We start from the raw sequence: 25,118 nt of genomic DNA, 5'->3' as shown, positions 1-25,118 counted from the left end.
GTGGAGGAGAGCCCGGCCGCCATGGTGCCTGGAGACCCACTCCCTGTCGGCGTCGGTGATCTCGTCGTCGACCCAGGCGAAGGGACGTCCGTTCGCCCAGTCCACCAGGGTCCGGGTCTTCCAGCAGAGCCCGAACCACTGGTCTTCACGTTCATGCCGACCGCTTGACTCCGCCAGTTCACGACGGGCAGCCGTGGCAGCCCGACTCGGGGCGCTATCTCGGCATTCGCCGCGTCTTCCCAGGTCGTCGCCCAGACGAGTTCACAGGGCAGCGCCGCCACCCGCCAAACGTCCGGAAATCCGCGCCGCCTCTCGTCGACCCGCCGCATGATCTCCGGTGGTTAGGATCGCGGCATGCCCGCCTTCCTTGAGACCGAGCGGCTCGTGCTGCGGCCGTTCACCGAGGCCGACACCGAGCACCTTCTCGCGCTGGACAACGATCCCGACGTCATGCGCTTCATCAACGGCGGCCGGCCGACGAGTCTAGAGACGATCCAGACGCGAAGCCTGCCACGGCTCCTGCATGTTCACCCGTGCTTCGGGACCCGTGGCTACTGGGCCGCGGAGGAGAAGATTGGCGGCGTCTTTCTGGGCTGGTTCGAGTTCAGGCCCCTGGTCGACCACAGCCCCGCCGTGGTCGAACTCGGCTACCGTCTGCACAAGGCCGCCTGGGGCGACGGCTATGCCACGGAAGGGTCGCGAGCCCTGATCCACAGGGGGTTCACCGGCCTCGGGGTGGAACGGGTGACCGCGAACACCATGGCGGTCAATACGGGATCCCGGCGAGTGATGGAGAAGGCGGGCCTGTCGTTCGTCCGAAGCTTCACCGGAAACTGGCCGGAGGCCATCGAAGGTTCCGAACACGGTGAGGTCGAGTACGAACTCACCCGGGCCGAGTGGGAGCGACGAGGCCAGGACAAGTAATCATGTGAGCCGTCTTGCCGGTCGCATGATGGATGAACAGGTCGTACCTCGAGGTTTTTCCTCTCGGGTCTGTTCGCGGCAGCTGCTCCTCAGCTGACGGGCGGCTTCCGCCATAGGACCTCCGGAACCGGGGTCGGCGCCATGGCCATCGCCTCGACCTCGGTGCGCGTCTGATCAGCGTCGATCTTCAGGAACGTCGATCTTCAGGAACACGGCACTGACCCGCGGAGCGGAACCTCGCAAGCGGGCGCCTTGTGATCGCGGTCCGCAAGTCTCCGTAGGCGGCGCTCAAGCCTCCGGTAAGCGGGGCGCCGTATCACTGGAGGCACGACGCCCGCAGCGAGCAGAACGGCGGGTCTCACCTTCCAGGAGTCCACCATGAACCGTCGCGCGATCCTCTCGGTGACCACCGCCCTCGCCTCGGCCGCGGCCCTGTCCGTCGCCCTCCCCGCCCACGCCGAGACCACCCGGGCGAGCGGCTGCGGCATCCAGCCGTACGGTCTCATCGGTGCCCGCTGGGCACAGCTCGGCGGCGAGAACGGCAAGCTCGGCTGCCCGACCACGTCAGAACGCGACATCTACCAGAACAACGTCGGCTGGGCAGGCCGCCGCCAGACGTTCGCCCGCGGTCAGATGGCCTGGTCCCCCAAGAACGGCCCCAACCTGGTGGTGGCCGCCTGGTCGAACAACGGCTACGCCTACTTCGACTGGCGCACGACCGATCGTGCCTTCGACAAGTTCCTTGTGCGCTGGACCAGTGCCGCCGACCCGAACGGCGCCCAGGAGGACTTCATCGGCGGCACCCGGGGACGCTCCTACACGCGTATCCGTACCAACAGCGGCTACCGCTGGAACGTCAAGGGCTGCGACACCGGTGTGTTCGGCTCCAGCTGCCAGAAGACCTGGACCATCTCCGTCACCGGCTGACCTCTGAGGGGGATCCTTCGCATCCGCCTGCCGTCGGGGCGGTTTGGTCTCCCACCTCCGTACGGGTGCTGGAATTCCCCAGGTATCCGTCCAAAAGTGCTTCAATGGACAGTCATGATCACAAGGAAGTCGATGGCGACGGCCACCGCTCTGGTGGTCGCGACGATCCCTCTCCACGCGGGGCGGGCGGAAGCTCGCGCGCCGTCCTCCGTCATCTCGGTGATGAGCTGGAACGTCTGCGCGGGTACCAATGCCGGTTGTCCCCTCTACGGCAGGAGCATGAGGGAGGTGGCCGCGCAGGTCGGCCGGTACGCGACCACCCAGCCGATCAAGCCGGATGTGATCTTCCTTCAGGAGTTCTGCTCGGGTGGGACGGCGGTGCTGGAGAGCCTGCTTGAGCAACAGACCGGGCGCGCCTGGACCGTACGGTCGTCGATTCTCACCTTGAGGGACGGCTCATCGAAGGGCTGCGTGCCTGACCGGCAAGGGCTTTCTCGGGGCGATATATCCGTCACCGTCGCGGTCGCCGATCACGCGGCCATCTTCCAGGAGCACGGGCTGACCTCCCCGCCGTGGTACGCCAAGCGCATGGCGCTCTGCGCCATGGTCCCGGCCAGGAGAGTCAACCTCTGCGGCACCCACCTCAGCTCCAGCCTGTCCTACGACGACGCGAAGCCCGAAGCTCCCTTCCGGACCAGGCAGGTCAAGGAGTTGCTGGCGGTGGTGTCCAAGCCCGGTTACCGTACCGTCTTCGGCGGGGATCTCAACCTGGCCCCGCCGGACAGCGGTCAGAGCACCGCTGCGAAGAGACGCGTCCTGGTTCCCGTCTACGCGGCCTACGCCGAGTGCGACCAGCGCGGTCGCCGCGACGGACGGTGGACCGAGAAGCACGTGCGCGAGGACGGCGGCGTCGTGAAGCGCAAGCTCGACTACCTTTTCGCCCCCAAGGGAAGCGTGACCCGGTGTCATGTGGCGCAGGATGCCGCCGTCTCCGACCACAAGCCCATCTATGTCAAGGTGCACCTCGGCCGCTGAGGCCGAAGCCCGGGAGCCGGATCATGACGGGCAGGACCCGTGCGTGTGCGCGGCCGTACGTACGCGGGTGCCGGGTTTCTCTCGTGACCGACTCGTCCGCACGCCAGACGTCCGTACCCGCTCCGTCTCTCGACCACGTCGTCGGTGATCGCGCCTAGTGCCGCGTCAGGCCACATTTGTCCTCTTGACGATCCTGCGTAGCCGCTCGTCGTTGGTGTGGCGGTTGCGCCAGGCGATGTAGCGGCGGATCATGCTGCCCTGCTCGCGGTGGCTGTCGTTGTCGGTGCCGTTGAGGGTGAACTCGCGCGAGCGGACCTGACCGGCGCCCCGTCGGCCGCCCAGAAGCACGCCGTGTGACGCACCTCCTTGAGACCGGCGGGGCTCCGGTGCTCAGTCCGCGTACTCGAGGCCCGTCTGACGCTCGGCGGTGACCTCCAGGCCGACCACGCCCTCACGCGTAGATATGACCTTGAACACGATCCAGTCGCCGCCCACCTGATCCGCGGCCAGTGGTTCGACCGTGTACCCGCCCTCATGGACCACGACGCGGCGGAACTCCGCACTCAGGCCGTGCTTGCCGACCTCGGCCAGCACATCGTCGACGGTCCGGCCGCTCACCTTGACGCCGGCCAGCGGCTCTCCGGGACGGGTGGCCGACTGCCGGCTGTTCTCGTAGGGCTCCCCCGGCTTGGCCGGCCTGCCCAGCTCGAAGTGCACCACGTCGGGCGTACCCTTGATCGCCGCCGGGACGGTCACCACCATGAAGCAGCCGCTGTCGGCCAGATCGCAGTCCGCCGGCTCCTTGCGGGCTCCGATGGGCACGTTCACCGGGGCGTTGCCGCCACCCAGGCTCACGATCTCGCCGGCCGCGCTGGGCGAGACCGGGATCACCCTGAGCTCGACGTCGAGGCCGAGGGAACGGAATGCCTCGGAGAACTTCCGCTGGTCCGCGTAGGGGTCCTTGATCCGGGCGACGTAGGTGTCGGCCTCCTCGTGGATGGTGCTGTGGTCGGCGCAAGGCATGACCGTCCAGAAGATCGCGGAGCTGGCCTTCACCAGCAAAGACCGGGTTCGCGATGTGATCCACAACTTCAACGCCGACGGGTTCGACTCGTTGTATCCCAAATACAAGGGCGGGCGACAGCCGAAGTTCACCCTGCCCCAGCGGGTGGAGATCAAGAAGATCGCCAAGTCCGAGCCTGCCGAGCACGGCCTGCCGTTTTCCCGGTGGAGCCTGGTCAAGCTGGCCGACTTCCTGGTGGCAGAGGAGGTGGTCGAGGACATCAGCCATGAGGGCCTGCGCGAGCTTCTACGTGCGGAAATGGTGTCATTTCAAGCCATGAAGACGTGGAAGGGCTCTCGCGATCCGGATTACGCGGTCAAGAAGGCCCGCATCGAGCATCTGTACGCGATCGCTGACGGTCAGGTCATCCCCGACGACGGCGAACCCTCGGTCATCTTCTGTGTGGACGAGTTCGGGCCGCTCAACCTGCAACCGCGCTCGGGCAAGCAGTGGACCGACGTCGGCGGAATCGCCTGGCGCAACCGCCACACCAACGACGAGCGGCTACGCAGGATCGTCAAGAAGGCAAACGTGGCCTGACGCGGCACTAGTTCATCCGGCTGGACGAACCTCCCGTGTCCCGGCAGCGGAGCAGGCCGAGTTCGGTCAGGTCGTCGAACCACAGCCAGCCCGCCTCCCTGGCGATCCTCACCGCCTCGACGCGCGTACGGGCGTCGACCTTGTTGAGGATCCGTGCCAGGTAGTTGCGAACCGTCCCGCCGGACAGGCAGAGACGGTCGGCGATCTCCCCGACCGGCGCCCCCTCGGCCGCGGCCTGCAGGACCTCCAGTTCGCGTGCGGTGAGCGGGTTTCTCTTCGCGTTGAGTGCGGCGACGGCCAGCTCGGGGTCGACGACCCGCTCACCGGCGGCCACGCGGCGTACGCAGTCGGCGAGCTGGTCCGCCGGGGCGTCCTTGACGACGAAGCCGCGCGCCCCGGCGTCCAGTGCCCGGCACAGCGCGGCCGGGGTCGCGAGCCCGGTCAGGATCACCGTCCCGCATTCGGGAAGCCTGCGGTGCAACTCCGCCGTCGCGGTGAGACCGTCGGTGCCCGGCAGTCCGATGTCGACGAGCGCGATGTCCGGGCGGTGGAGCAGGCAGGAGCGGACCACCTCGTCACCGTGACCGACTTCGGCGACGACTTTGATGTCACTCTCCGTGGAGAGCAGGGCGACCATGGCTCCGCGGACGAGATGCATGTCCTCGGCGATCAGGACGCTGATCATGAATCGTCTCCCCTTGCTGCATCACGCGCTCTCACCCGGCCCGGGGACACTACCCAAGGAAGTCGGGTGACTACCGCAAGTCCGAGTTAAACACGAAACACTGGGCGTTGAACCGTGATTCGCGCAGGTAGGAGACTTCAGCGCGCGGAAAATAGGGGTCGGCGGTCATCGGGTGCGCTCTCAAAAAGTACACGCTACCCGTACGAAACGGCCTAAACGGCCGTGAAGATCAGGGACGGAAAGTGGTACACCTCCTTCCCCGGAGCGGTCGGTTTCGTGTTCGCCGGACACCGGACGCCCACTCCGGGGAAGGGCTTTCGGCTGCGGTCCGTTACCGGAACACCGCCGTGCCGGACACGGTCGGACCGAGACGCCCCCGATGGACGCGGTCAGACCGGTGCACCCCACCGGACGCGCTCAGACCGGCGCCGCGGCCTCGTGATGTTCCAGCAGGACGTCGGTCAGCAGGTAACCGCCGTGGATCAGGTGGGCCAGCGGGCGGGTGCGCAGTTCCCGGTAGTGATCGGCGATCCGGACCGCCGCCGCGGCCGGAGTGGCGGCACTCGTCCACAGTGGCCTGTCCCGTTCCTCGGAGACGGGGACGATCCACCAGAAACGGCACGCGTCGTCCAGGCGGGCGACCAGGCCGTAGTAGACGGAGATGACGATCTTTCCGGACGGCAGGCGATGGACGTCCGCCGGAATGTTGTGGGATCGGGCCAGCAGGGCCGCCAGCTCACGAGCCCGGAGTTCGACTGAGGGGCACTCAATGTCTTCTGGGGTTCTGTGATCAACGGTCACGCTGGCGAGGGTAAAGATCCAGAGGCTCCCGCCTCAACGATGTTGCGCGATGTTGCGAGTCCGCTCCTCGCGAAGGATCGCCTCTCACGGGACCTCACTTCTCAAAAGGGTGTATCACAGGGCATCGTTCTCGCGAGACCTCACTTCTCACGAGACTCCGCTCCTCATCGCGCTTCACCTCTCGCGGAACGCACTCGCCGCGGTTCGCAGCAGTTCGCGGGCCTCTTTCCCGTACACCGCGGCGCCGCTCAGCGCCTGGAACGCCTTCTCGTACACGACCACGTCGCCCGGCGCCTTGTGCTGGATCTGGCCTGGCACGGTGTCGACGCGGACGCGGTTGGCGTCGTATATCCAGAAGTTCTCCGGTGGCATAAGGGGCGGCCTGATCGTCGCGGGGACGATGCCGAAGGACACGTTCGCGGTGCCGGAGGTCAGCTCCGCCAGCCGGTCGAGTTGGGCGACCATCTGCTCGGGGCCGACCAGTGGCATGCGGAGCGCCTGTTCCCCGACGACGAACGCGAACCGCTTGCTCCCGTTGCGCATGACCTCCTGCTGTTTCAGCCTCGCCGCGACCGCGGCGTCGATGTCGTCGGGGATGCCTCGGAAGTCGATGACGGCGCGCAGGTGACCGCGGGCGTAGTCGCCGGTCTGGAGCAGGCCGGGGACGGCCGAGTGCTGCCAGACGCGGAACTGGTGGGTCTTGTCGTACAACGGCTGGAACGAGCGCTGGACATGGCCGAGGCCGCTCTCCTCCAGGCGGCGCCACTCGGTGTACATCGCGTCGATGTTCTGGGCGGCCGCGATGAGGTCGACCACCTGCTCGTCCGCGTCGCAGGCCTCACACCAGGTGCGGATGTCCGCCTGGTTGGGCATCTGGACCGCGTTCTCGATCTTGGAGATCTTGGTGTGGTCCAGGCCGGTCTTCGCCGCCAGCGCTCGCCCCGTCAGCCCGGCGTCGGCGCGGAGCGCCCTGAGCCTGGCGGCGAGAATGCCTTTGGCCTCGTCGATGCGTGCTGTGGAGGTCGCCATCTCCATCACCTCGTCACCGCGAAGGGTTGGTGCTCCGACAGTACGGCGGATGTTGCGATCTGTCTCAAATGTTGCAAATAGTTGCGAAGAATCGTGGGCACGCTCCCATCACCTCCCCGGCTCGCCGCCCCCTCCTGCCCCACCTGTTTCGCCCGGCGACATCGCCGACGGAACGAGCCTCGACCGGGCGGGCCGGTGACGGGCGCAGACCGGCCTGGGCGGTGAGCCAGGTGAGGCGGCGGGACCGTAACCGCGTGCCTGGGGTACCCTGTATCCGTTTCCATGAATTGCGAACTTACGCAATTGGTTACATGATGGTGCCATCAGGTGAGATCGAGATCAGGAGTGTGCCGTGAACGGGTCCTTCGCCGCCACGCTCAGGAAGAGAGCACGCCGGGCGGCCGCGGTGTCGGAGGCGGCCCGCCGCGGCGATGACGTCGACGAGCCGAGGCCGGCCGCAGCGAAGTGGGAGCATGTGCCGCGAATGACCCGTGCACACGGTGTGCCGATCGGGCCGGACGAGACCGGGCCGGACGGGGCCGTTCTGTGATGTCGGTTCCGCTGTACGAGGCCAAGGCGGAGCTGTTCCGGCTGCTGGGCCACCCTGTCCGTATCCGGGTGCTGGAGCTGCTCCAGGAAGGGCCGATGCCGGTACGGGACCTGCTGGCGGCCATCGAGGTGGAGCCGACGGGGTTGTCGCAGCATCTGGCCGTGCTACGTCGTTCAGGGATGGTCACCGCGCACCGTGACGGCTCCACCGTGGTCTACGCTCTGGCCGGCGGTGATGTGGCGGAGCTGCTTCGCGCGGCGCGCAAACTGTTGACGCAGTTGCTCACCGGGCAGCGCGAGCTGTTGAGCGAACTGATCAAGACCGAGACCGGCACCCCGTGATCCCCTTGCTCTCCTCGGGCTGGGGCCGCCTGCGCGACGTGCTGCCCGAGGGCGGAGATTGGGCCGCGATGGGCCGCCGTCCCCGCCGTGACCTGCTGGCCGGTCTCACCGTGGCGATCGTGGCGTTGCCGCTGGCTCTGGGGTTCGGCATCTCCTCGGGCATGGGCGCCGCGGCGGGTCTGGCCACCGCGGTGGTCGCCGGGATTCTGGCGGCGCTGTTCGGCGGTTCGAGCCTGCAGGTGTCCGGTCCGACCGGGGCGATGACAGTGGTGCTGGTGCCGATCATGCATGCTCACGGCGCCTCCGGTGTGCTGATGGTCGGTGTGCTGGCGGGGCTGATGCTGATCGCGCTGGCGTTGAGCCGCGCGGGCAAGTACATGGCACTGGTGCCGGCCCCCGTGGTGGAGGGCTTCACCATTGGCATCGCCTGTGTGATCGGCCTGCAGCAGGTTCCGTCCGCCTTGGGCGTGCCGATCCCGGAGGGGGACAAGGTCCTCGCCGTGGCCTGGCAGGCCGCGCGGGATTTCCTCGTCCGGCCGCTGTGGTGGGCCCCGGCCATCGCCCTGGCGGTGGCCGCGGTGATGCTGTTGGGGGCGCGATGGCGGCCCGCCGTACCCTTCTCCCTCGTCGCCGTGGCCGCCGCCACCCTGTTCACGCAGGTGGTCGATCCGCCGGTGGCGCGCATCGGAGAACTGCCCGCCGGGTTGCCCACTCCCTCGCTGGCCTTCATGGACATGGGCGCGCTGAGCTCGCTGCTCGCTCCGGCGGTCGCGGTCGCGGCCCTGGCCGCGCTGGAGTCGCTGCTGTCGGCCGCCGTGGCCGACGGCATGAGCGTCAACCACAGGCACGACCCCGACCGGGAACTTTTCGGCCAGGGTCTGGCCAACCTCGTCGTCCCGCTGTTCGGCGGCGTCCCGGCCACCGGCGCCATCGCCCGTACCGCGGTCAATGTCCGCTCCGGCGCCCAGTCACGGCTGGCCGCGCTGGCCCACGCGGGCATCCTGACCGTGATCGTGCTCCTCGCCGCCGACCTGGTCTCCCGGATCCCGCTCGCCGCGCTGGCCGGCGTGCTGCTGGCCACCTCGGTGCGGATGGTGGAGGTCGGCTCGGTCAAAGCCATGATCCGCTCTACCCGCCGCGACGCCGTCGTCCTGGTGCTGACCGCGATCGCCACCTTGGCGCTTGACCTGGTCCAAGCCGTCATTCTCGGCCTGATCGTGGCCGGTGCGCTGGCGTTGCGCTCCATCGCGCGCGACGTCCGCCTGGACATGACGCCGATTCATCCCGAGTCGCCCGGCGATCACAGCGAGCAGGAACACGCCCTGCTCTCCGAGCACATCGTCGCCTACCGCCTGGACGGTCCGCTGTTCTTCGCCGCGGCCCACCGTTTCCTGCTGGAGCTTTCCGAGGTCGCCACCGTCTCCGTCGTGATCCTGCGCATGTCCCGCGTCACCACCATCGACGCCAGTGGCGCCCTGGTCCTCGGCGACGCCATAGAACGGCTCCAACGCCGTGGCATCACCGTCTACGTCTCCGGTATCCGCCAGGGGCACCACCAGCCCCTGCACGCTCTCGGCGTCATCGCCCACCTCGACCAGGCCGGCCGCGTCTTCGCCACCACCCCCGAAGCCATCGAGGCCGCTCGTGACCGGCTCCGGCAGGCCGGGGTCCTACCCGCGACCGCCACTCCCTGACCTCGGACCTGGGTGGTCACGGCAGCGGAAGGCCAGAGCGGGCCACCGACACCGGACCGGGACGGCCCGTGTTCGGCCGCGTCTCTCCGTGGAGCACTTCTCGGCGGTCCGGGTCAGGATTGTCGGGCACAAGCCTTACGGTAGGGCGCGTGCCAGAGACGAACCACGAGATCACGCTCGACTCGGCCCTCACCGAGGAGGCCGTGCTCTCGACCTACCGCCGCATGTTCGCGGCGCTCGCCCGCGACAGCGGCGCGGTGGTGGACGACCCCGCGCTGGTCGACATCGCCGAGACGCTGTTCGCGGCGTTCGCCGAGGCGGGCGAGGAGTGGCTGACCCACGAGCAGATGCGCCACGTCTGCCGGGCCTACCCGCTCGACCGGTTCGAGAACCGGCTCAGGGTCCTGCGCGGCCTCGGTGCGATCCGGGAGGTGTTCCCCAAACCCAACCAGCTCCGCTACCGCGCGTCGTTCACCAGCGTGGTGGGGCTGATGTTCATCCGCCGGATGATGGACGACGGCGGCCAGTCGGAGATGCACCGCCTGCTCGCTCTCGAAGACCTCAACGTGGCCGACCCCCGCACGACGATGGAGGAGGCTCGCGCCAGCGCGCAGAACCTGTCGCGCGCCTTCCGGCTGTGGGCGCTGGAGCTGATCACGCTGACCGGCGGCACCATCGAGGAGCTGCGCGAGCAGGCGCCCAAGCTGTGGGGCACCGAGGAGATCGCCAGGCGGGCGCAGAGCCTGCACGGCACCATCCTCACCCGCTGGCCCGACCTCGACCGCACCTGCACCGAACTGCGCGCCGCGATCTACTCCTACAGTGACGCCTCGCGCCGCGCCGCCGGGCGCCTGGCCGACTCGGCGGGCACGACGAGAAACCTGACGCTGCTTCCCGCGGAGACCTGGCGCACCTTCGCGCAGACCGCGAGCAAGGAGCGTCTGGCCTCCGTGCTCGACGGCTTCGTCTTCGACGCCCCCGCCCCCTGGCACGACCCGGCGGCGATCGTCAGAGCCGTGGACGAGAGCCCTCGCCCGGCACCCGCCCAGCCCACTCCCCCGCGTTCGGCCCTGCCCGACCCCGGCACCGCCGACGCCCACGACCCCGGCGTCGACGGCCTCGACCACCTGACCGCGGTGGCCGAGGCCGCGCTCGCCGGGCGCCCCACCGCCCGTCTGGAGGAGTTGCTCACCGCCGACGGCGAGTGGGTCTCCGCTCGCAGGCTGCTCGCAGACCTCGTCTCGGCCGACCTGCGTCCCGACTCCCCGTACCGCCTGCGCTGGTCCGACGGCCTCACCGCCGACCCCGGCGGTGAGCCCGCCTGGCTCTCCCACGGCCATCTCGAAAGGACCGGCGGTGCCGGCTGACCCGCGACACACGTCGCCCCCGACGTCTCCCGCGCACGACCGGGTGGTCGCCACGGGGGCGGCGCACGAGCGGGCGGCGAGACCGGCCGACGTCGAGCCGTCCCGGATGGCGCATGTCCGTGCCAGGACGGGCGGACCTCTCACGCTCGCGGCAGGCGAGGCGGCTCCCGCCGGGATGGCGCGGCTGGGGCGCGACGACGGCACAGGGCTCGCGCTGCCGGTCTGGCCCGACGGGGCGACTCCGTCGCTCCTGGAGGAATACCAGGTCGCGCCGGTCGCGGTGGAACGATCCGGGGAGACCCGGCGGGTGCTGGCCGCGGCCCTGCGATGCTGCTGGACCGATCTCGCCTCCGACCCCTGGCCGGGCACCCCGGCCAGGGTGGACGACGTGCTGTCGGCATACCGGGCACTGATCGGGCGCGGCGACGACCTCATGCGTAACTGGGCGGTCGGCGCGCTGCGCCGCCTGCACGACTCGGCCTGGCTGGAGGTCGCCGACGGGCTGGTACGGCTCGGCCCCCGGTGCGCCTCCTGGCCCGCGACGTCTCACGCCCAGTTGCGGGAGCTGATGCGCCGCCTGCCCACGGGTGAGGAGGTTCCCGGCGGTCCGGAGGTGCTCCCTGTCGTCGCGGAGGCTCTCGACGACGCGGAAACGGGAGCCGCTGTCACGATCCCCGAGGAGGTCGACGAGGATCTGCTCGGTCCGTTCGACGAGCGGCGCAGGGCCGAGGTAGTGGCGGCGTTCATGGCGGTGGAGCACGCGGCCGAACCGGTGCACGAGGCCCGTTTTCCCGCGCTGCGCGACCCGGTGCTGCGCCGTACGCTCGCCGAGATGCTGGAGCGTCGCGGCCGGGTCCTGATCCACGACCGCGACGCGTGGATCTCGGGTTACGCGCCCGAGACGCTCGCGGGCCCGTTCCCGGGAGCGGGAGCAGAAGCGAGAACAGGCTCGGGAACGGGAGCGGGCTCGGCTCTGGGTGAGTCCGAGCGGGCGGTTCTGGTCCTCGTGCTGATCCACTCGGTGGCGATCCCTCGGGCCGACGGCCTGCTACCCGCCGACAGCTGGCTCTCGCCGTTCCCCGCCCAGGTCGACGAGCTTCGGCGGCACACCAGGTTGCCGATCGGCGAGCTGGACGCCGCGCTGCGCACCCTGCGCCACGCGGGTCTGGTGACCCAGGTGAAGGCGGGCGAGGAGGCGGGGGGTTACGTGCCGGGGCCGCAGTTCCACCGGCTCACCCCGCAGGCCAGGCGTCACCTGCAGGAGGAGCTGATCCTCGCGGCGGGACCGCACACCCCGCTGGCGGCGGCCGTACGGGCCAACCGGCGGTGAGCGGACCCGATGACGGGGTGCCGGGGTCCCGCCGGCCCGACCGCCTGGCGGGCGCGAGGAGGCCCTCCCTCATGACGAGCCGAAGCCGGGACGGGGTGCCGGAGATCCGGCGCTCCGGGTGCCGGAAGCCGGATGGAAGAAAGGAACGACGGGGTTGACCGAGCAGCGGAACCAGGCCGCGAAGAGCTCGCGCGAAAGCCGAGCCGGGGGCGCGGAAACCCGCGCCGACACGGCCGGGGCCGAAAACGCCCAGGCTGCAACCTCCCAGGGCGAGGTCACCGGAGCCGCTCGCGTCAGGAAGGTCCGGACGCAGGGCACTCGGGGCGGGGAGATCGGAGGTTCCCGGGACGCGGGCGGGGGGACGCAGGCGACCTTGGTCCCCGTGGAGCCGACTCGCGCCACCGCCCCGAGCGAGAACGTGGTGGGCGACCGGGTGCTGATCGCCGTGCAGCCGGTCAACATCTCGCGGCTCTCGACCCATCCGGTGCCGACCGTTCCCGGCACGCTGATCGTGGTCGCGGGCGCGGGGCCGAAGGACTCCAACGGCGCGGGCAAGTCGTCGTTCATCGCGATGATCACCGCGCTGCTCGGGGACGAGCAGTGGCGTTTCGCCTCGGGCGCGAAGGCGGTCTCCGAGCTGCTGTTCAACGCCGAGCTGGCGGCGGGCGGGGGCGGCCGCACGTGGGCCAGCGCCGACCACGGCTACATCGTCGGCGTTTTCGCACCGGCCGACTCCGTCTCCGTGCACATCGGACGCGACGGCTCCCCGCAGACCGGTTCCGTCCGTACCGGCTCCGGCCACACCGTTGCCGAGAGCGCCGACCCCGTGGACGACACCGCTCTCGTGAACGGCGGCTCCCCGGGCATCGGGCACCCGAACGCCGGCTCCCCCGACGACGCCTCCCTGGACGACGCGGTGACCGTGTGGCTGCGGGTCAACCAGGAGGCCCCGCACCTGGAGATCCGCTGGATCCAGGGGGTGCACCTGGCGGTGGCGGCCTCGGAGGCGGAGCGGGTGACGCGGGCCGACGCACTGTGGGCGGCGCTGCCCCGCTCGGCGGGGCGCCGCGACGTGGTGGCGCGTGACCTGACCAGGTTCCTGTACGGCGACCGCGTCAGGTGCGTGTCGTTCCTGTCGACCTCGGTACGCAGCAAGGTCGCCACCAACCTGCTCTCCCAGCCGCTCAACGAGATCTCCCCCGAGCGGGTCTTCGAGGCGATCGCCGCGCTGACCGGCCTGGACGCCGAGCTCGACCAGGAGCGGGAGGCCCGCCGCGACGAGCACGCCAGGCGGGTGCGGGCGACGCGGGCCGTGGAGCTGCTGCGGGAGTTCGAGGCCGAGTCCCATACGCTCCTGGAGACCTTCGACAGGCGTGACCGTGCCCGCGTCCGGCTGGCCGACGCGCTGCGCTGCTGGCGGGGGCGGCTGGCGCGCAGGCTCACCGACGCCGGGCAGCGGGACGAGGCGCTCGCGGCCGAGCTGGACCGGGTCCACGCGGCGGGCGCGCGTGCCACCGAGGCGATCGGCGAGGTGAGGGCCGAGATCGCCACGCTCAAGGACGACACGCTGGAGCGCGGGCTGGCCGAGGCCCGCAGGGAGCTGAGCGCACTGCAGGCGCGCGCGGCGAAGCTGGACGCCGACCGGGCGGTGGCGGAGAACTCGGTCGACGAGCTGCGCGGCTGGATCCCCGGTCTTGAGGAGCAGCGCCGCCTGGCCGACGGGCGCGACGTGACGACGGCCGGTGCGGAGCTGACCGCAGCGAGGACGCGGCTGAACGAGGCGCTGAAAGCGCTGGGCGTGGCCGACCGGGAGGCCGAGGGGGCGAAGACCGCGCTGGACGACGCCGAGGGCGGCCCGGCGGCGGCCCAGCTCAACGCGCTCGCCGAGGCGGGTGTCGGCGCGACCGGCCTGCTCGACGCGATCGACGTCGCCGAGCAGGCGCGCGACGACGAGAGCGCGCCGGGTCGGGACGGCCGGGCGGCGCCCGCGCTGGGAGCCCGCGGATGGCCGCACGAGCACACGGTCGTCGTCGACGCGGCCGACCTGGAGGCGGCGGCGCGGGCGCTGGACGCGCTGCCGGGGTCCGTGCTGGTCAGCGCGGCGGGCGTCACCGTGGTGGGATCGTTCGAGGTGGCCGTCACCGGCAGGGAGGCCCGCATCAAGGCGGCCGAGCAGCGGCTGCACCGGGCGCGCGACGCGCAGGAGAGCGCGGCGGCGGTGGTACGGGCCGCCGAGGACGCCGTGGCCGAGGCAGGCAGGAGGCTTGAGGGGGCGAAGGCGTCCGTGCAGCTGGCCGACATCGAGCGGCGGCTCGCCGAGCGCCGAGGCGCGCTCACCGAGCTGTCCGAGGCGCTGGCCAAGATCGCGCCGAAGGTCGACGAGGCCGAGCGCCGGGCGAGCACCCTGGACTTCCGCGCCCGTACGAGAAGCATGGAGATCGAGCGTCTGGAGGGGCGCAGGGCCAGGTACGAGTCCGACCGCGACCAGGCCGCGGCACAGGCGGCGAGGATCGCCGCCGACCGCGACGCGCTCGGGCTGGACGCGCTGGCCGGCGACTGGGGTGGCACCCTCGACGGAGCCCGCGAGTGGCTGGGTGCCTTGGAGGAGCAGGAGCGTCCGCTCACGTCCGAGGAGTGGTGGCGGGCCGCCGAACGCCACCTGGACGAGGCGCTGCGCGACACCTTCCCCACCTTCCCGGGCGAGGACGAGGAGATGCCCGAGGAGCTGCGCTTCCTGGTCGGCGAACGGACCGCGCCCGGTGCCGGGCGCACCGCCCGCGAGCAGGCGACGTTCCCCGGCGTGTGCTCCACACTCGCCTCCTACCTGCGTGGTCAGGAGGAGTACGAGCGGCATCGGCGCCGCCAGATCGAGACGCAGATCGTCACCCGGCAGCGCGACCTGACGGCCGCTGCCAGGGGTGCCGAGGAGGCCGCCCAGTCCACCGCCGTGCACCGGGCCGCGCTGACCGCCGCGATCAAGGCGCGGCTGACCCGGGTGGCCGAGGAGTTCGACAAACTCGACACCTCCTACGGTGGTTACGGCGCGACGCTGGAGTTTCCCGTCCCGCCCGCGCCCGCCGACCCCGAGCAGCGCTGGGCGTGGCGGGTGACGCCCAAGTGGCGCAGGGGCGAGGGGCAGGGCTTTGTGCCGTACAACCGGCGGGCCAACACCGCGCTGATGGACGAGAAGGCGGTGAAGCTGGTCTGCGCGGCGGCGATCGCGTCCTCGGGGGGCGGGCACCTGTGCCTGGTCCTCGACGAGCTGGGTCGCAACCTCGGCAAGGAGCATCGCAGGGAGGCGGTGGCGCTGTTCCGCAGGATCGGCGAGACGTACGGGATCACGGTGATCGGCGCGCTGCAGGACGACATGGAGCCGTACGCCGTCGACGCCTGCGGGCAGTACGTCAAGCTGCGCCGCTCCTCCGACGCCATGCCGTACAACGAGCCGCCGGTCGTCATCGGCCACGACCTGCACGCCGAACGGGTGCGTGCCCTGGCCTCCGCGGTGAGCCGGTGAGCCGGTGAGCGTCCCGCGGTCGCGGCGCGGACGCGCGCCGCGACCGGGGACCACCCGCCGGAGACCAGGGCCTCCGAGCGGGGACGGTCAGAGCGGCCGTCTCCGGGCGGCGTCAGACGGTGTCAGGCCGCGAACTGCATGTGTTCGTACGCCCATTTCTCGAAGGTCGTGAGCGGGATGCCGAAGGCCCGCGCGTACTCCGGACGTGCGAGCTGACCGGCCGCGTTGAGGAACTCGTGGGAGGCGACGCCCGCCCACGGCATTCCTGCGGCGACCGCCTCCTCCATGGTCATGTCGGGCGCGGTCACCTCGGTGCCCAGGGTGCGGGAGAGGACCTCGGCGATGTCTGCCATCGTCAGACATTCGCCGGCCAGTTCCAGCTCGACCTCGTGGAAGCGTTCCGGCTCGGCGATGGCCGCGGCGGCGGCCGTGCCGACGTCGGCGGTCGTGACAAGGGAGAGCCGGGTGCCGGGCTTCAGCACGGTCGCGAGGCCGCCCTCGATGCCGCGCGGGAACAGGTACGCCAGGGACGGGAGGAAGTTCTCCATGAAGAAGCCCGGTTTGATGATCGTCCAGTGCGTGAAGCCCGCCTCACGCACCCGGTCCTGTGCGCCGGACTTGGCGGCGAGGCCGGGCTCAAGCGCCGCCCAGCGGCCCTCGGCCCAGCCGGGGGTCTCGACGTGCTGCCCCGCGCCGGTGACGGAGGTGTGCACGAACTGCGGCACGTCCGCGGCCAGCGCCCCTTCGACCAGGTTGACGGCCTGGGTCAGCTCGCCTTCGAAGTCGAAGGCGTCTCCCTTCAGCGCGGGCATCTGCATCGAGAAGACGGCTCGGGCTCCTCGCGCGGCTCTGACCACGGAGTCTCGGTCGTCGAGGTCGCCGGTGACCAGTTCGGCGCCGAGCGCTTCGACCGCCCGTGCCCGGTCGGTCGTGGGGTCGCGGACCAGAGCCCGGACGGGGACGCCGTTCGCGAGCAGGGCGCGGGCGGTGGCGCCCCCCTGCCGTCCGGTGGCGCCGGTGACCAGGACGGGTGCGGGATTGGTGGGCATGAAGCCTCTCCTCGGGTGTGCGTTCACTAAACGGCGGACCCCGCCGTTTATATTCGAGTAAGATACGGCGGACCCCGCCACTTAGCAAATGTTGAGGTGAGACCATGCCCGTCAAGCGGGCGGACGCCCGGCGCAACTACGCGCGCCTGCTCGCCGTGGCCGAGGAGGCGATCGCCGCGTACGGCGCCGACGCGTCCCTGGAGGAGATCGCCCGCACCGCGGGAGTCGGATCCGCCACCGTGCGCCGTCACTTCCCCAGCCGCCACGCACTGCTGCAGGCGGTCTTCCGCGAGCGGGTCGAGGCCCTGTGCGCCCGTGCCCGCGAGTTGACCGAGAGGGCCGACACCCGGGCCGCACTGCTGGAGTGGCTGCGCGCCGTCACCGCGGACGCCGCGACCATCCGGGGGCTGGCCATCGCACTGACCCGCGAGCGGGCGGCCGGCCCCGACGTGGCGCCCGAGAACTGCTGCTCGGCGCAACTCACCGAGGCGGGCGCCCCCCTGGCACGCCGCGCCGCGGACGACGGCGCCCTCGCACCGGGCGTGACCATCACCGACCTGCTCAACCTGATCACCGGCATCGCCCTGGCCACGGAGCACCACCCGGACCCCGCCACCGAGGCGGACCGGCTGTTCGCCCTCACCGTGGCGGGGGTGAGCCCTCCCCGACGGTAAGTGCCACGCTCTGGAGTGAACGCCGGCGCGTGGTCACGGGCGGAAGTCGGCGACGCGTGCGGCCTACGGGCGTTCATGTTGTTTTCTCCGGACCGCGAGGATCGCGAGGACCGCGCCGGACACGACAGGGCCTCGTGGTCCCCTCGATTCGGGCTCCGAGCGTCAGACGATCTTCGCGGCGGCGGCGCGGACGAGGCGGGCGGCGCGCGGACGATCCGCCGGACCGTCACTTCCAAGTGAATTACAAGATCGTGCGCCTAGGGTCACCGGCGTGCGAGAAGTGGTTGTCGTGGGTGTTCTCATCGCGGCCCTGAGCGGCTGCGCGTTCGAAGGCGGGGAGCGGATGACGGGTACGGCCGATGCAGGGCGAGAGACCACCGCGGAGCGGCAGGCCGGGGCGGCGCAGGTTGAGGCCGGAGTGCTCAAGGGACGGGTCGTCGACGCGGCGGGCAGGCCCGTCGCGGGCGCGGAGATCGTCGCCGACAACCGGCTGCTGTACAACAGCAACCTGGTCGTGACGACCGACGAGGACGGCCGCTATCGGGTGAGCAGCGACGTCGCCGCGGCCACCTTCCGGGTGACCGGCATCGTGACCCGCCGCTTCGAGGGCCGCGCCTACACGATGGACCTGACCCCTCACGACGACGCCTCCTTCGTCGGTGCGGACGGTGCGATCCGCGACTTCACCTGGCGGCTCACCGGTGAGCGCTCCGACGGACTGGGTTTCTACGGCAGCATGGTCCTCTTCCACCTGGAGTCCTACGACCCGCAGGACCCGCAGACCTTCCTGCAGGACGAGGACGTCACGCTCACCCTGACTCCGCAGGGACCGTTGATCGACGGCTCGGCCGGCGAGGTCATCACCCGCCGGGCCGAGCGCAGCGGCGACGGCTCGGGGGTGCTGGACGTGCCCATCGGCCGCTACCGGATCACCGCCGAGCATCTCGGACGCCCTCTGAAGATCCGGATTCGCGACACCGGCGAGTACGGCGAGGCCGTCGTCGCCGACTTCGAGCGCTTCCTGACCACCGTCCACCGCATCCAGCTCGACCTCAAGCCTTGACGAGGCGCTCAAGGCGCTGGGCGCATGGCCGACCGGGAGACCGAAGGGCGAAGGTCGCGCTGGAGGACGCCGAGGGTGGCCCGGCGGCCCGGCCCGACGCGCTCGCCGAGGCGGCCCGGCTGTCCGCCCTCACCGTGGTGGGGGCGAGCCCTCCTCAGCGGTGAGTACCACGCTCCGGCGGCGGGTGCCCTTGCCCCTCTCGACGACCACGAAGGACACCATCGGCTGGGATTGCACGCTCGTTCCATTGACGAGATCTTGTGGGGGTAGCCGATCCCCTCAGGAGACGACATGCTGCCCCTTCACATGCGCCGCCAGGAGTTTCACCCCGATCCCGAACTCGCCACCGCCCGCGAGGAACCCGGCCTGCGACGCGTTGCCACGCCCTACGGCCAGGATGCCTGGCTGGTCACCCGTTACGACGACGTGCGCACCGTACTCAGGAACGCCGAACTGTTCAGCTACGCCAGCGGCATCAACCTGCCGCCCATGAGTGAGGAGCAGACCAAACGTATCCGCGCGGGCGCGCTGCTGATGATGGATCCACCCGATCACACCCGGTTACGCCGCATGCTGACCCCCGAGTTCACGATGCGCCGCATCCGTCGTCTGGAGCCCCGGGTCCGCGAGATCGTCGCCGACCATCTGGACGCGATGGAACGTACCGGCGCGCCGGCCGATCTCGTCTCCCAGTTCGCCACCCCGATCCCCTCGCTGGTCATCTGCGAACTGCTCGGGGTGCCCTACGAGGACCGAGACGCCTTCCAGGCCAGCAGCGTCGCGGTCCTCGACTTCAACCGCTCGCCCGAGGAGCGCGGGAGGGCTCAGATGGAGTTGATCGCCTACATGACCGGGCTGGTCGGGCGGGCGCGGGCCGAGCCGGGTGAGGACCTGATCGGCATGCTGGTCCGCGAGCACGGCGATGACCTCACGACCGACGAACTGGTCGGCATCGGCGGGTTGTTGCTGGTCGCCGGGCACGAGACGACGGCCAACATGATCGGCCTGGGCACTCTGGCGTTGCTGCGACACCCCGAACAGCTCGGCCTGTTCCGCGAGGACCCCGGCAGGGCCGGCGGCCTGGTCGAGGAGCTGCTGCGGTGGCTGACGATCGTCCACCAGGGCGCCACCAAGGTGGCCATGGCCGACACCGAGATCAGCGGCGTGCCGATCGCGAAGGGCGACGTCGTGGTGGTCTCCCTCCCCGCCGCCAACCGCGACCCGGCACTGACCGAGAACCCGGAGCGACTCGACATCGAACGGCCCGACCTGGCCCACGTCGCGTTCGGTTACGGCGCGCACCACTGCATCGGGGCGCCGCTGGCCCGGATGGAGATGCGCATCGCGTTCTCCGCCCTGTTCGAACGTTTCCCCGGGCTGCGTGAGGCGGGCGAGCCGGAGTTTCGTTCTTTCAACGTCGTGTACGGCCTGTCGGCGTTCCCCGTCGCCTGGTGATCCACCGCCCCGGGGGCCCCGGTGACGGCTGACCCGCCGGGCGGCACAGAGCGCGGGCGACACGAACACCCGCCGGGCGGCACGGGACGCGGGCAGCACGGACACCCGTCGCCCGCGCTCCGTGTCATCAGGGGTTATCCGAACGTCTTTCCGGGCAGCACGCGGCCATGCGTGGACGATCGATTGCTCACAGATGGAGTGTGGTGCTCGACGCACCCGACGCACAGGCACTCGCGCGGTTCTACGCGCGCCTTCTCGACTGGAGGATCACCAAGGACGAAGTCGACTGGGTCACGGTCGCGTCAGCCGACGAGGGGGCGTATCTGGCGTTCCAGACATCCACCGACTACGTACGCCCCGTCTGGCCGTCCGCCGACGGCTCGCAGCAGATGATGATGCACCTCGACCTGGAGGTCGGCGACCTTCACGACGCGGTCGCCCACGCGCTCGGGGAGGGCGCGACACTCGCCGCCTACCAGCCGCAGGACGACGTCCGGGTCCTTCTCGATCCCGCCGGGCACCCGTTCTGTCTCTACACGGACGGGTGACGAACCGCCCGGGGAACAATGCCGGGTGAACACCGGCATGCCGGTGTTCACCCGGGAACCTCCGGCACGGAACGGACGGGCAGGCTCTCTCCGGGAAGCGAACGGGGCGGCGCCTTCGCCTCGTCCGCGAAACGGCCCGCCCGGGGTGCCCGGCTAGTTGCTCTTGCCGTTCCCCCGGTTGCCCTGGTTGCCCTGGTTGTTCCCCTGACCGTTGCCGCGCTGCGCCGGATTCCGGTACTTGTTCGGGTTCGCCTTCTTCGCGACAGGCCCGGACGTGCCGATCCTGGGAGCCCCGGTGGCAGTCCTGGGGGCGACCTCGGTCCGTCCTGCGCGGCGAGACATGACGGTGGAATGCCGTTCGTCGAGCACCTGCCGTGTCTTCGAGGGCTCCGGGGTCTCCGAGGGATCCGGAGTACGGGAGGGTTGCGGCGTCGTGACGGAGGCGGCGCTGGAGGGAGTGACCCGCTCAGGTCCGCCCGCCCCGCTCGTCCCCGAACCGCGCCATTCGGCGGTGACGGCGGCGGCGACGATAATGCCGACGGCCAGGGCCGCGACACCCGCCGACAGGCGCCGACGTTCGGTGTTCCGCTGACGCGCCGGGGTGTGCCGGGCATCCTCACGGGCGCGGTCCCCCGGGGAACGGCGACCGGCGTCCTCGCGAAGGTGCCGACCCGTGTGACGGTCGGCGTCCTCGCGAAGGTGCTGCCCCGTGGAACGGAGGTCGGCCTTGGACTGGCCGGTAGGCCCCTGGTCGAGGGTCGGCTCCGCGACGCGAGCGGCGAGGAGAGGTGCGGCGGCGCTGCCCGCCTCCCACTCCCACAGCGTGGCCACCCCCTCCAGCTGCGTCCTGGCACGGGCGAGGTCGGTGCGCCGGGCGGGATCCTTTTCGAGCAGGCCGGTGATGACGGGTGCCAGGGGGCCGGCGTTCCGGAACGGTTCGGGGTCGGCCGTCAGTACGGCGGCGAGGGTGGCGAGTGCGGTGCCTCGTCCGAACGCGGAACGCCCCTCCACGGCGGCGTACAGGGTGGCCCCGAAGGACCACAGGTCGCTTTCCGCGTTCGATTCGAGGCCGGCGGCACGCTCGGGGGCGATGTAGGCGGGCGTCCCCACCACCATTCCCACACTGGTGAGCGACACATCCTCGTCGACGGCGATGGCGAGCCCGAAGTCGGTCAGGATCGCGTGCCCGTCATCGGTGAACAGGATGTTGGCGGGTTTGACGTCGCGGTGTGTGATGCCGACCTCGTGGGCGGCCTCCAGCGCCGACAGCACCTCCAGCCCGATGCGCGCGGCGGTGGGGGCGAGCAGTGGTCCCTCCTCCGCGAGGATCTCGGCGAGGTTGCGTGAGCGCACGAGTTGCATCACGATCCACAAGCAGTCGTCGTCGGCCCGCACCACGTCGTACACCGCGGCGATGTTGGGGTGGTTCAGCCGCGCGGCGAGGCGAGCCTCCCGCATGGTGCGCTCCAGCAGGACCTCGCGCTCCGGCCCGGTCAGGTGGTCCGGGATCGTGACCTCCTTGACCGCGACCTCACGATCGAGGAGCTCGTCGTGGGCCTGCCACACCGTGGCCATACCGCCTTTGCCCAGGCCTGCCACGAGGCGGTACCGCCCGGCCAGTAACCACCCCTCGTGCCGTGAGGAAGATGAAGAAGCCATGGGGCATGCCTACCCGATGATTGATCCCGCATGTCGCGGTTATCACCGCATCCGATGCCGACCGGTTACCGGATCGTCCTTCAAGGCGCCCCCGGCATTCCGTGTCATCTCGCGTTCATCAGGCGGCTCTCCCAGGCCCAGGCCACGATCTCGACCCGGTTGCGCACACCGAGCTTGACCATGATGCCCGAGACGTACCCCTTGACCGTGCTCAGCGAGATGAACAGCCCGTCGGCGATCTCCTGGTTGGTGCGTCCCCTGCCGATCGCCCGGACGATCTCGGTCTCCCGTGCGGTCAGGGGCTGCGCGGGCACGCGGATCTCGGTCCGGGCTCCGCGGTCGGCGAGGTGGTGCAGCAGTCGCAGTGTGATGGACGGTGAGATGAGCGCGTCGCCGGTGTACGCGGCCCGTACGGCCTCGACCAGCAGGCGGGGGCCCGCGTCCTTCAGCACGAATCCGGCCGCGCCGCAGCGCAGCGCGCCGTGGACGTACTCGTCCAGGTCGAACGTGGTGACCATCACCACCTTGGTCGGGGCCTCCGCCAGGGCGCGGGCGACCTCGATCCCGTCGAGGCGGGGCATCTGGATGTCCACCAGGCACACGTCCGGACGCGTCCTGCGGGCCTGCTCGATCGTTTCGACACCGTCGCCGGCCTCGGCGACCACGGTGATGTCCGGCTGGTCTTCGAGAATGGTCCGCAGGCTGGCCCGGATCATCGCCTGGTCGTCGGCGAGCAGCACCCGGATGGTCATCCGTGCCCCCTGCCGGGCTCGGGCGGTGTCGTCTGACGCCGAGGTGCCCTGACGGACACGAACGGCACCGTACGACATCGACGGCACCGACGCCCCCCGGCAGGCAGGGGCGGTGTCATCGGTGCTCGCCGAGCCGTTCGCGGCCCTCGGCGGCGGCGGGAGCGTCGGTAAGAGCGGCGTCGCGCAGGAGACCGACCGCGCGACGGGTGGCGGCCAGGGCCTCCGAGCCCGCCGTTTCGATGTCGGCGAGGGAACCGGTCGCCTTCTCCGGGTGCCTGGCGGTGACGAGCTGGGCGGCCTGGGCCTGGAGCACGATGCTGGTGACATGGTGGGCGACGACGTCGTGCAGCTCTCTGGCCAGCTCAAGGCGTTCGGCACGCCGTATCCGCCCGGCGACGGTACGCCGCCGGGCGGCGAGCGACCGGAGACCGGTCCCGGCCGCCACGGCGACGAGCCAGAGCAGACCGCTCAGCACCGGCACGGCCGAGCCGGGGTTGGCGAGGAGGCCGCTCGCCACCACGGCCAGGCCCCCGGCGCCCACCGCGCAGGCCGCGCGGACGGGCAGCGTCCTGACCGCGGAGCCGACGAGCACCGCGAGCCCCAGGGAGGCGGCGGGGCTGGGTTCCGCGGGCAGGTGGACGAGACGGGTGGCGAGGACGGCGAGCGCGGCCACGGCCAGGCCTGCGACGGCGGTCCACAGCGGGTCGCGGCGGCGCATCAGGGCGAGCGCGCACACCGAGGCCGCGACCACCGCGCCGAACGGCGAGTGCTCGGCGCCCCAGCTGTCGGCGACCTGGTACGCCTGGAAGGCCACGGCGACCGCGAACACGACGCCGAGCCCGGCGTCGGCCGCCGTCTTGGACAGATCGGGAACACGCACGGCGTTCAGGCTAGGTGAGGCACCCCATCGGCGAGTACCGGCCGAAAGTACGGTCCTTTCCCTGCTTTCCGCCGATATGGAAGCGAGCCCGGGTCCGCAGGATGAGGTCCCATGCCACACGAAACGCTTCCCCCGACGCCGGAGGCCACCGGGTCGGGACACCCCATGACGACCTCCACCGGCCGGTCGCGGGTCGTCGCGCTCGACGTGCTGCGCGGGTTCGCCCTGTGCGGAATCCTGCTCGCCAACGTCAGGCCGATCGCCCACATGATCCAGACCACAGATGTCATGCGGCCTGTGGTGACGGCGGGTCAGGACGACTCCTGGCTGGGGCTGGGCCTCTTCGTCGACCAACGCTTCTTTCCGATCTTCTCCGTGCTGTTCGGCGTCGGCTTCTCGCTGCTGCTGGACTCCGCGGGGCGCCATGCCCCGCGCCCTCGGGTGCTCCTGCTGCGTCGGCTCCTGGTCCTGCTCGCCGTGGGCCTGGCTCACATGTTCCTGCTGTGGCGGGGCGACATCCTCACCGTCTACGCCGTCGTCGGCCTGGTGGTGCTGCTGCCCTCGACCTGGCTGCCGCGCCGGGCCGTCGCCGGGCTCGCCGCCGTCCTCGTCGCGACGCCGCTGATCCTGGGCGGTAACGGGGTGCCGCTGGTGCCGGGACTGTTCCTGCTGGGCTCGGCGCTGACCCGGTACGGCGTGATCGACCGGATGGAGCGCTCGGTGCGTGTCCCGGCCGCGCTCGCCGTGCTCTTCACGGCGGGGGCGGTGCCCGCCGTGTGGCTGCAGGTCGGGACACGGGCCGATGAGGCGTACTTCAACACCTGGTTCGGCCTCGCAGGGTTGCTGATGGCGGGTGTCTACGTGTGTGTCCTGCTGCTCGCGCTCAAGACACCGCTCGGGGCGGCGTTGCGGAAGGTCTTCTCGCCGCTGGGCCGGATGGCGCTGACCAACTACCTGTCGGCCACGCTCCTCGTTTTGGGGGCCGCCCACCTCGTCGGCGGCTCACCGGAGGACTGGTCATCGGCGACGGTGCTCCTGATCTCGGGAGCCGTTCTCGTCCCCCAGTGGCTGGTGTCCACGCTCTGGCTGCGCCGCTACCGCCAGGGCCCGCTGGAATGGCTCTGGCGCTGGGCCACCTGGGCCCGACGTCCGCCCCTGCGCCGCACCCCCTGACCGGCCCGCCCGCGCCGGGCGCGTCCGGTGTTTCCTGCCGGCCGGGACGAACGCGACGAGGC

24 protein-coding genes are annotated in these 25,118 nt (G+C 70.8%); 15 read left to right on the top strand and 9 right to left on the bottom strand.

Going from position 1 to position 25,118, the window contains the following annotated elements; translation table 11 throughout:
- Nucleotides 1-354 precede the first annotated feature (354 nt).
- The 3 genes from ABZ664_RS20585 (at nt 355) to ABZ664_RS20575 (ending at nt 2,886) form a co-directional block, all read left to right on the top strand.
- Nucleotides 355-924 carry a GNAT family N-acetyltransferase gene (locus tag ABZ664_RS20585; RefSeq protein ID WP_362511886.1) on the top strand — a complete coding sequence of 190 codons (570 nt, stop codon included), beginning with the start codon at nt 355-357 and terminating at the stop codon, nt 922-924.
- Nucleotides 925-1,302: 378 nt separating this feature from the next.
- Nucleotides 1,303-1,851 carry a hypothetical protein gene (locus ABZ664_RS20580; protein WP_362511883.1) on the top strand — a complete coding sequence of 183 codons (549 nt, stop codon included), beginning with the start codon at nt 1,303-1,305 and terminating at the stop codon, nt 1,849-1,851.
- 114 nt (nt 1,852-1,965) lie between these two features.
- Nucleotides 1,966-2,886, top strand: a complete 921-nt coding sequence (locus ABZ664_RS20575) for an endonuclease/exonuclease/phosphatase family protein (RefSeq protein WP_362511880.1) — start codon at nt 1,966-1,968, stop codon at nt 2,884-2,886.
- 165 nt (nt 2,887-3,051) lie between these two features.
- On the opposite strand, the gene ABZ664_RS20570 is transcribed toward ABZ664_RS20575, so the two are convergent.
- Together ABZ664_RS20570 and ABZ664_RS20565 are read right to left on the bottom strand one after the other, a co-directional pair.
- Nucleotides 3,052-3,234 carry a hypothetical protein gene (locus ABZ664_RS20570; protein WP_362511877.1) on the bottom strand — a complete coding sequence of 61 codons (183 nt, stop codon included), beginning with the start codon at nt 3,232-3,234 and terminating at the stop codon, nt 3,052-3,054.
- A gap of 42 nt (nt 3,235-3,276) precedes the next feature.
- Entirely contained in the window at nt 3,277-3,909 is a 633-nt protein-coding gene (locus tag ABZ664_RS20565) for a hypothetical protein (protein WP_362511874.1), read from the bottom strand.
- Here ABZ664_RS20565 and ABZ664_RS20560 point away from each other — a divergent pair.
- Complete coding sequence (locus ABZ664_RS20560; protein WP_362511871.1) at nt 3,884-4,489, top strand: helix-turn-helix domain-containing protein; 606 nt, start codon at nt 3,884-3,886, stop codon at nt 4,487-4,489. The two genes, ABZ664_RS20565 and ABZ664_RS20560, sit on opposite strands and share 26 nt — an antisense overlap.
- Before the next feature lie 7 nt (nt 4,490-4,496).
- Here the strand turns inward: ABZ664_RS20560 and ABZ664_RS20555 are convergent, their stop codons facing one another.
- From ABZ664_RS20555 to ABZ664_RS20545, 3 genes are all read right to left on the bottom strand, one after another.
- On the bottom strand, nt 4,497-5,174 hold the full coding sequence (locus ABZ664_RS20555; protein WP_350944124.1) for a response regulator transcription factor: 678 nt from the start codon (nt 5,172-5,174) through the stop codon (nt 4,497-4,499).
- 417 nt (nt 5,175-5,591) lie between these two features.
- Complete coding sequence (locus ABZ664_RS20550; RefSeq protein ID WP_362511867.1) at nt 5,592-5,975, bottom strand: hypothetical protein; 384 nt, start codon at nt 5,973-5,975, stop codon at nt 5,592-5,594.
- 174 nt (nt 5,976-6,149) lie between these two features.
- Nucleotides 6,150-7,004, bottom strand: a complete 855-nt coding sequence (locus tag ABZ664_RS20545) for a helix-turn-helix transcriptional regulator (RefSeq protein ID WP_362511864.1) — start codon at nt 7,002-7,004, stop codon at nt 6,150-6,152.
- A 549-nt stretch (nt 7,005-7,553) separates the two neighbouring features.
- Here ABZ664_RS20545 and ABZ664_RS20540 point away from each other — a divergent pair.
- The 5 genes from ABZ664_RS20540 (at nt 7,554) to ABZ664_RS20520 (ending at nt 15,803) form a co-directional block, all read left to right on the top strand.
- Nucleotides 7,554-7,895 (top strand): metalloregulator ArsR/SmtB family transcription factor, encoded by a 342-nt coding sequence (locus ABZ664_RS20540; RefSeq protein ID WP_362511861.1) that lies wholly within the window; start codon nt 7,554-7,556, stop codon nt 7,893-7,895.
- A gap of 68 nt (nt 7,896-7,963) precedes the next feature.
- Entirely contained in the window at nt 7,964-9,589 is a 1,626-nt protein-coding gene (locus ABZ664_RS20535; protein WP_362512318.1) for a SulP family inorganic anion transporter, read from the top strand.
- Between the two features lie 149 nt (nt 9,590-9,738).
- On the top strand, nt 9,739-10,956 hold the full coding sequence (locus tag ABZ664_RS20530; protein WP_362511858.1) for a hypothetical protein: 1,218 nt from the start codon (nt 9,739-9,741) through the stop codon (nt 10,954-10,956).
- Entirely contained in the window at nt 10,946-12,286 is a 1,341-nt protein-coding gene (locus ABZ664_RS20525) for a hypothetical protein (RefSeq protein WP_362511855.1), read from the top strand. Before ABZ664_RS20530 ends, ABZ664_RS20525 begins: the two co-directional genes overlap by 11 nt.
- 154 nt (nt 12,287-12,440) lie before the next feature.
- Entirely contained in the window at nt 12,441-15,803 is a 3,363-nt protein-coding gene (locus tag ABZ664_RS20520; protein WP_362511852.1) for a chromosome partitioning protein ParA, read from the top strand.
- A 122-nt stretch (nt 15,804-15,925) separates the two neighbouring features.
- On the opposite strand, the gene ABZ664_RS20515 is transcribed toward ABZ664_RS20520, so the two are convergent.
- The gene (locus ABZ664_RS20515; RefSeq protein WP_362511849.1) at nt 15,926-16,852 is read right to left on the bottom strand and encodes an NmrA family NAD(P)-binding protein; all 927 of its coding nucleotides are present in this window, start codon (nt 16,850-16,852) and stop codon (nt 15,926-15,928) included.
- Nucleotides 16,853-16,956: 104 nt separating this feature from the next.
- Between ABZ664_RS20515 and ABZ664_RS20510 the strand changes: the two genes are divergently transcribed.
- The 5 genes from ABZ664_RS20510 (at nt 16,957) to ABZ664_RS20490 (ending at nt 20,592) form a co-directional block, all read left to right on the top strand.
- Complete coding sequence (locus tag ABZ664_RS20510; protein WP_362511846.1) at nt 16,957-17,526, top strand: TetR/AcrR family transcriptional regulator; 570 nt, start codon at nt 16,957-16,959, stop codon at nt 17,524-17,526.
- A gap of 271 nt (nt 17,527-17,797) precedes the next feature.
- Nucleotides 17,798-18,589: a carboxypeptidase regulatory-like domain-containing protein gene (locus ABZ664_RS20505; protein ID WP_362511843.1), complete on the top strand. Its 792-nt coding sequence runs from the start codon at nt 17,798-17,800 to the stop codon at nt 18,587-18,589.
- Nucleotides 18,586-18,753: a hypothetical protein gene (locus tag ABZ664_RS20500; RefSeq protein ID WP_362511840.1), complete on the top strand. Its 168-nt coding sequence runs from the start codon at nt 18,586-18,588 to the stop codon at nt 18,751-18,753. The genes ABZ664_RS20505 and ABZ664_RS20500 overlap by 4 nt, the downstream gene beginning before the upstream one ends.
- Before the next feature lie 127 nt (nt 18,754-18,880).
- Nucleotides 18,881-20,044, top strand: coding sequence for a cytochrome P450 (locus ABZ664_RS20495; RefSeq protein WP_362511837.1), 1,164 nt, complete (start codon nt 18,881-18,883; stop codon nt 20,042-20,044).
- A gap of 203 nt (nt 20,045-20,247) precedes the next feature.
- The gene (locus ABZ664_RS20490) at nt 20,248-20,592 is read left to right on the top strand and encodes a VOC family protein (RefSeq protein WP_362511834.1); all 345 of its coding nucleotides are present in this window, start codon (nt 20,248-20,250) and stop codon (nt 20,590-20,592) included.
- Between the two features lie 153 nt (nt 20,593-20,745).
- Here ABZ664_RS20490 and ABZ664_RS20485 read toward each other — a convergent pair whose 3' ends face one another.
- The 3 genes from ABZ664_RS20485 to ABZ664_RS20475 all read right to left on the bottom strand — a co-directional run bounded on the left by ABZ664_RS20485 (nt 20,746) and on the right by ABZ664_RS20475 (nt 23,883).
- Nucleotides 20,746-22,251, bottom strand: a complete 1,506-nt coding sequence (locus tag ABZ664_RS20485; RefSeq protein ID WP_362511831.1) for a serine/threonine-protein kinase — start codon at nt 22,249-22,251, stop codon at nt 20,746-20,748.
- A 104-nt stretch (nt 22,252-22,355) separates the two neighbouring features.
- Nucleotides 22,356-23,003: a response regulator transcription factor gene (locus ABZ664_RS20480; RefSeq protein WP_362511828.1), complete on the bottom strand. Its 648-nt coding sequence runs from the start codon at nt 23,001-23,003 to the stop codon at nt 22,356-22,358.
- 115 nt (nt 23,004-23,118) lie between these two features.
- The gene (locus ABZ664_RS20475) at nt 23,119-23,883 is read right to left on the bottom strand and encodes a histidine kinase dimerization/phosphoacceptor domain-containing protein (RefSeq protein WP_362511825.1); all 765 of its coding nucleotides are present in this window, start codon (nt 23,881-23,883) and stop codon (nt 23,119-23,121) included.
- A gap of 111 nt (nt 23,884-23,994) precedes the next feature.
- Between ABZ664_RS20475 and ABZ664_RS20470 the strand changes: the two genes are divergently transcribed.
- Entirely contained in the window at nt 23,995-25,056 is a 1,062-nt protein-coding gene (locus ABZ664_RS20470; protein ID WP_362511823.1) for a DUF418 domain-containing protein, read from the top strand.
- Nucleotides 25,057-25,118 lie beyond the last annotated feature (62 nt).

Source organism: Streptosporangium sp. NPDC006930, from assembly GCF_040635605.1.
GTDB lineage: Bacteria > Actinomycetota > Actinomycetes > Streptosporangiales > Streptosporangiaceae > Streptosporangium.
This window is presented reverse-complemented; position numbering and strand designations above follow the sequence as displayed.

Bases quoted from the DNA above. Each gene is read 5' to 3' on its own strand.
- ABZ664_RS20565 (WP_362511874.1), bottom strand. From the start codon at position 3,909: ATGCCTTGCGCCGACCACAGCACCATCCACGAGGAGGCCGACACCTAC.
- ABZ664_RS20495 (WP_362511837.1), top strand. From the start codon at position 18,881: ATGCTGCCCCTTCACATGCGCCGCCAGGAGTTTCACCCCGATCCCGAA.
- ABZ664_RS20510 (WP_362511846.1), top strand. From the start codon at position 16,957: ATGCCCGTCAAGCGGGCGGACGCCCGGCGCAACTACGCGCGCCTGCTC.
- ABZ664_RS20545 (WP_362511864.1), bottom strand. From the start codon at position 7,004: ATGGCGACCTCCACAGCACGCATCGACGAGGCCAAAGGCATTCTCGCC.
- ABZ664_RS20555 (WP_350944124.1), bottom strand. From the start codon at position 5,174: ATGATCAGCGTCCTGATCGCCGAGGACATGCATCTCGTCCGCGGAGCC.
- ABZ664_RS20575 (WP_362511880.1), top strand. From the start codon at position 1,966: ATGATCACAAGGAAGTCGATGGCGACGGCCACCGCTCTGGTGGTCGCG.
- ABZ664_RS20580 (WP_362511883.1), top strand. From the start codon at position 1,303: ATGAACCGTCGCGCGATCCTCTCGGTGACCACCGCCCTCGCCTCGGCC.
- ABZ664_RS20470 (WP_362511823.1), top strand. From the start codon at position 23,995: ATGCCACACGAAACGCTTCCCCCGACGCCGGAGGCCACCGGGTCGGGA.
- ABZ664_RS20585 (WP_362511886.1), top strand. From the start codon at position 355: ATGCCCGCCTTCCTTGAGACCGAGCGGCTCGTGCTGCGGCCGTTCACC.
- ABZ664_RS20540 (WP_362511861.1), top strand. From the start codon at position 7,554: ATGTCGGTTCCGCTGTACGAGGCCAAGGCGGAGCTGTTCCGGCTGCTG.
- ABZ664_RS20560 (WP_362511871.1), top strand. From the start codon at position 3,884: ATGGTGCTGTGGTCGGCGCAAGGCATGACCGTCCAGAAGATCGCGGAG.
- ABZ664_RS20515 (WP_362511849.1), bottom strand. From the start codon at position 16,852: ATGCCCACCAATCCCGCACCCGTCCTGGTCACCGGCGCCACCGGACGG.
- ABZ664_RS20485 (WP_362511831.1), bottom strand. From the start codon at position 22,251: ATGGCTTCTTCATCTTCCTCACGGCACGAGGGGTGGTTACTGGCCGGG.
- ABZ664_RS20535 (WP_362512318.1), top strand. From the start codon at position 7,964: ATGGGCCGCCGTCCCCGCCGTGACCTGCTGGCCGGTCTCACCGTGGCG.
- ABZ664_RS20480 (WP_362511828.1), bottom strand. From the start codon at position 23,003: ATGACCATCCGGGTGCTGCTCGCCGACGACCAGGCGATGATCCGGGCC.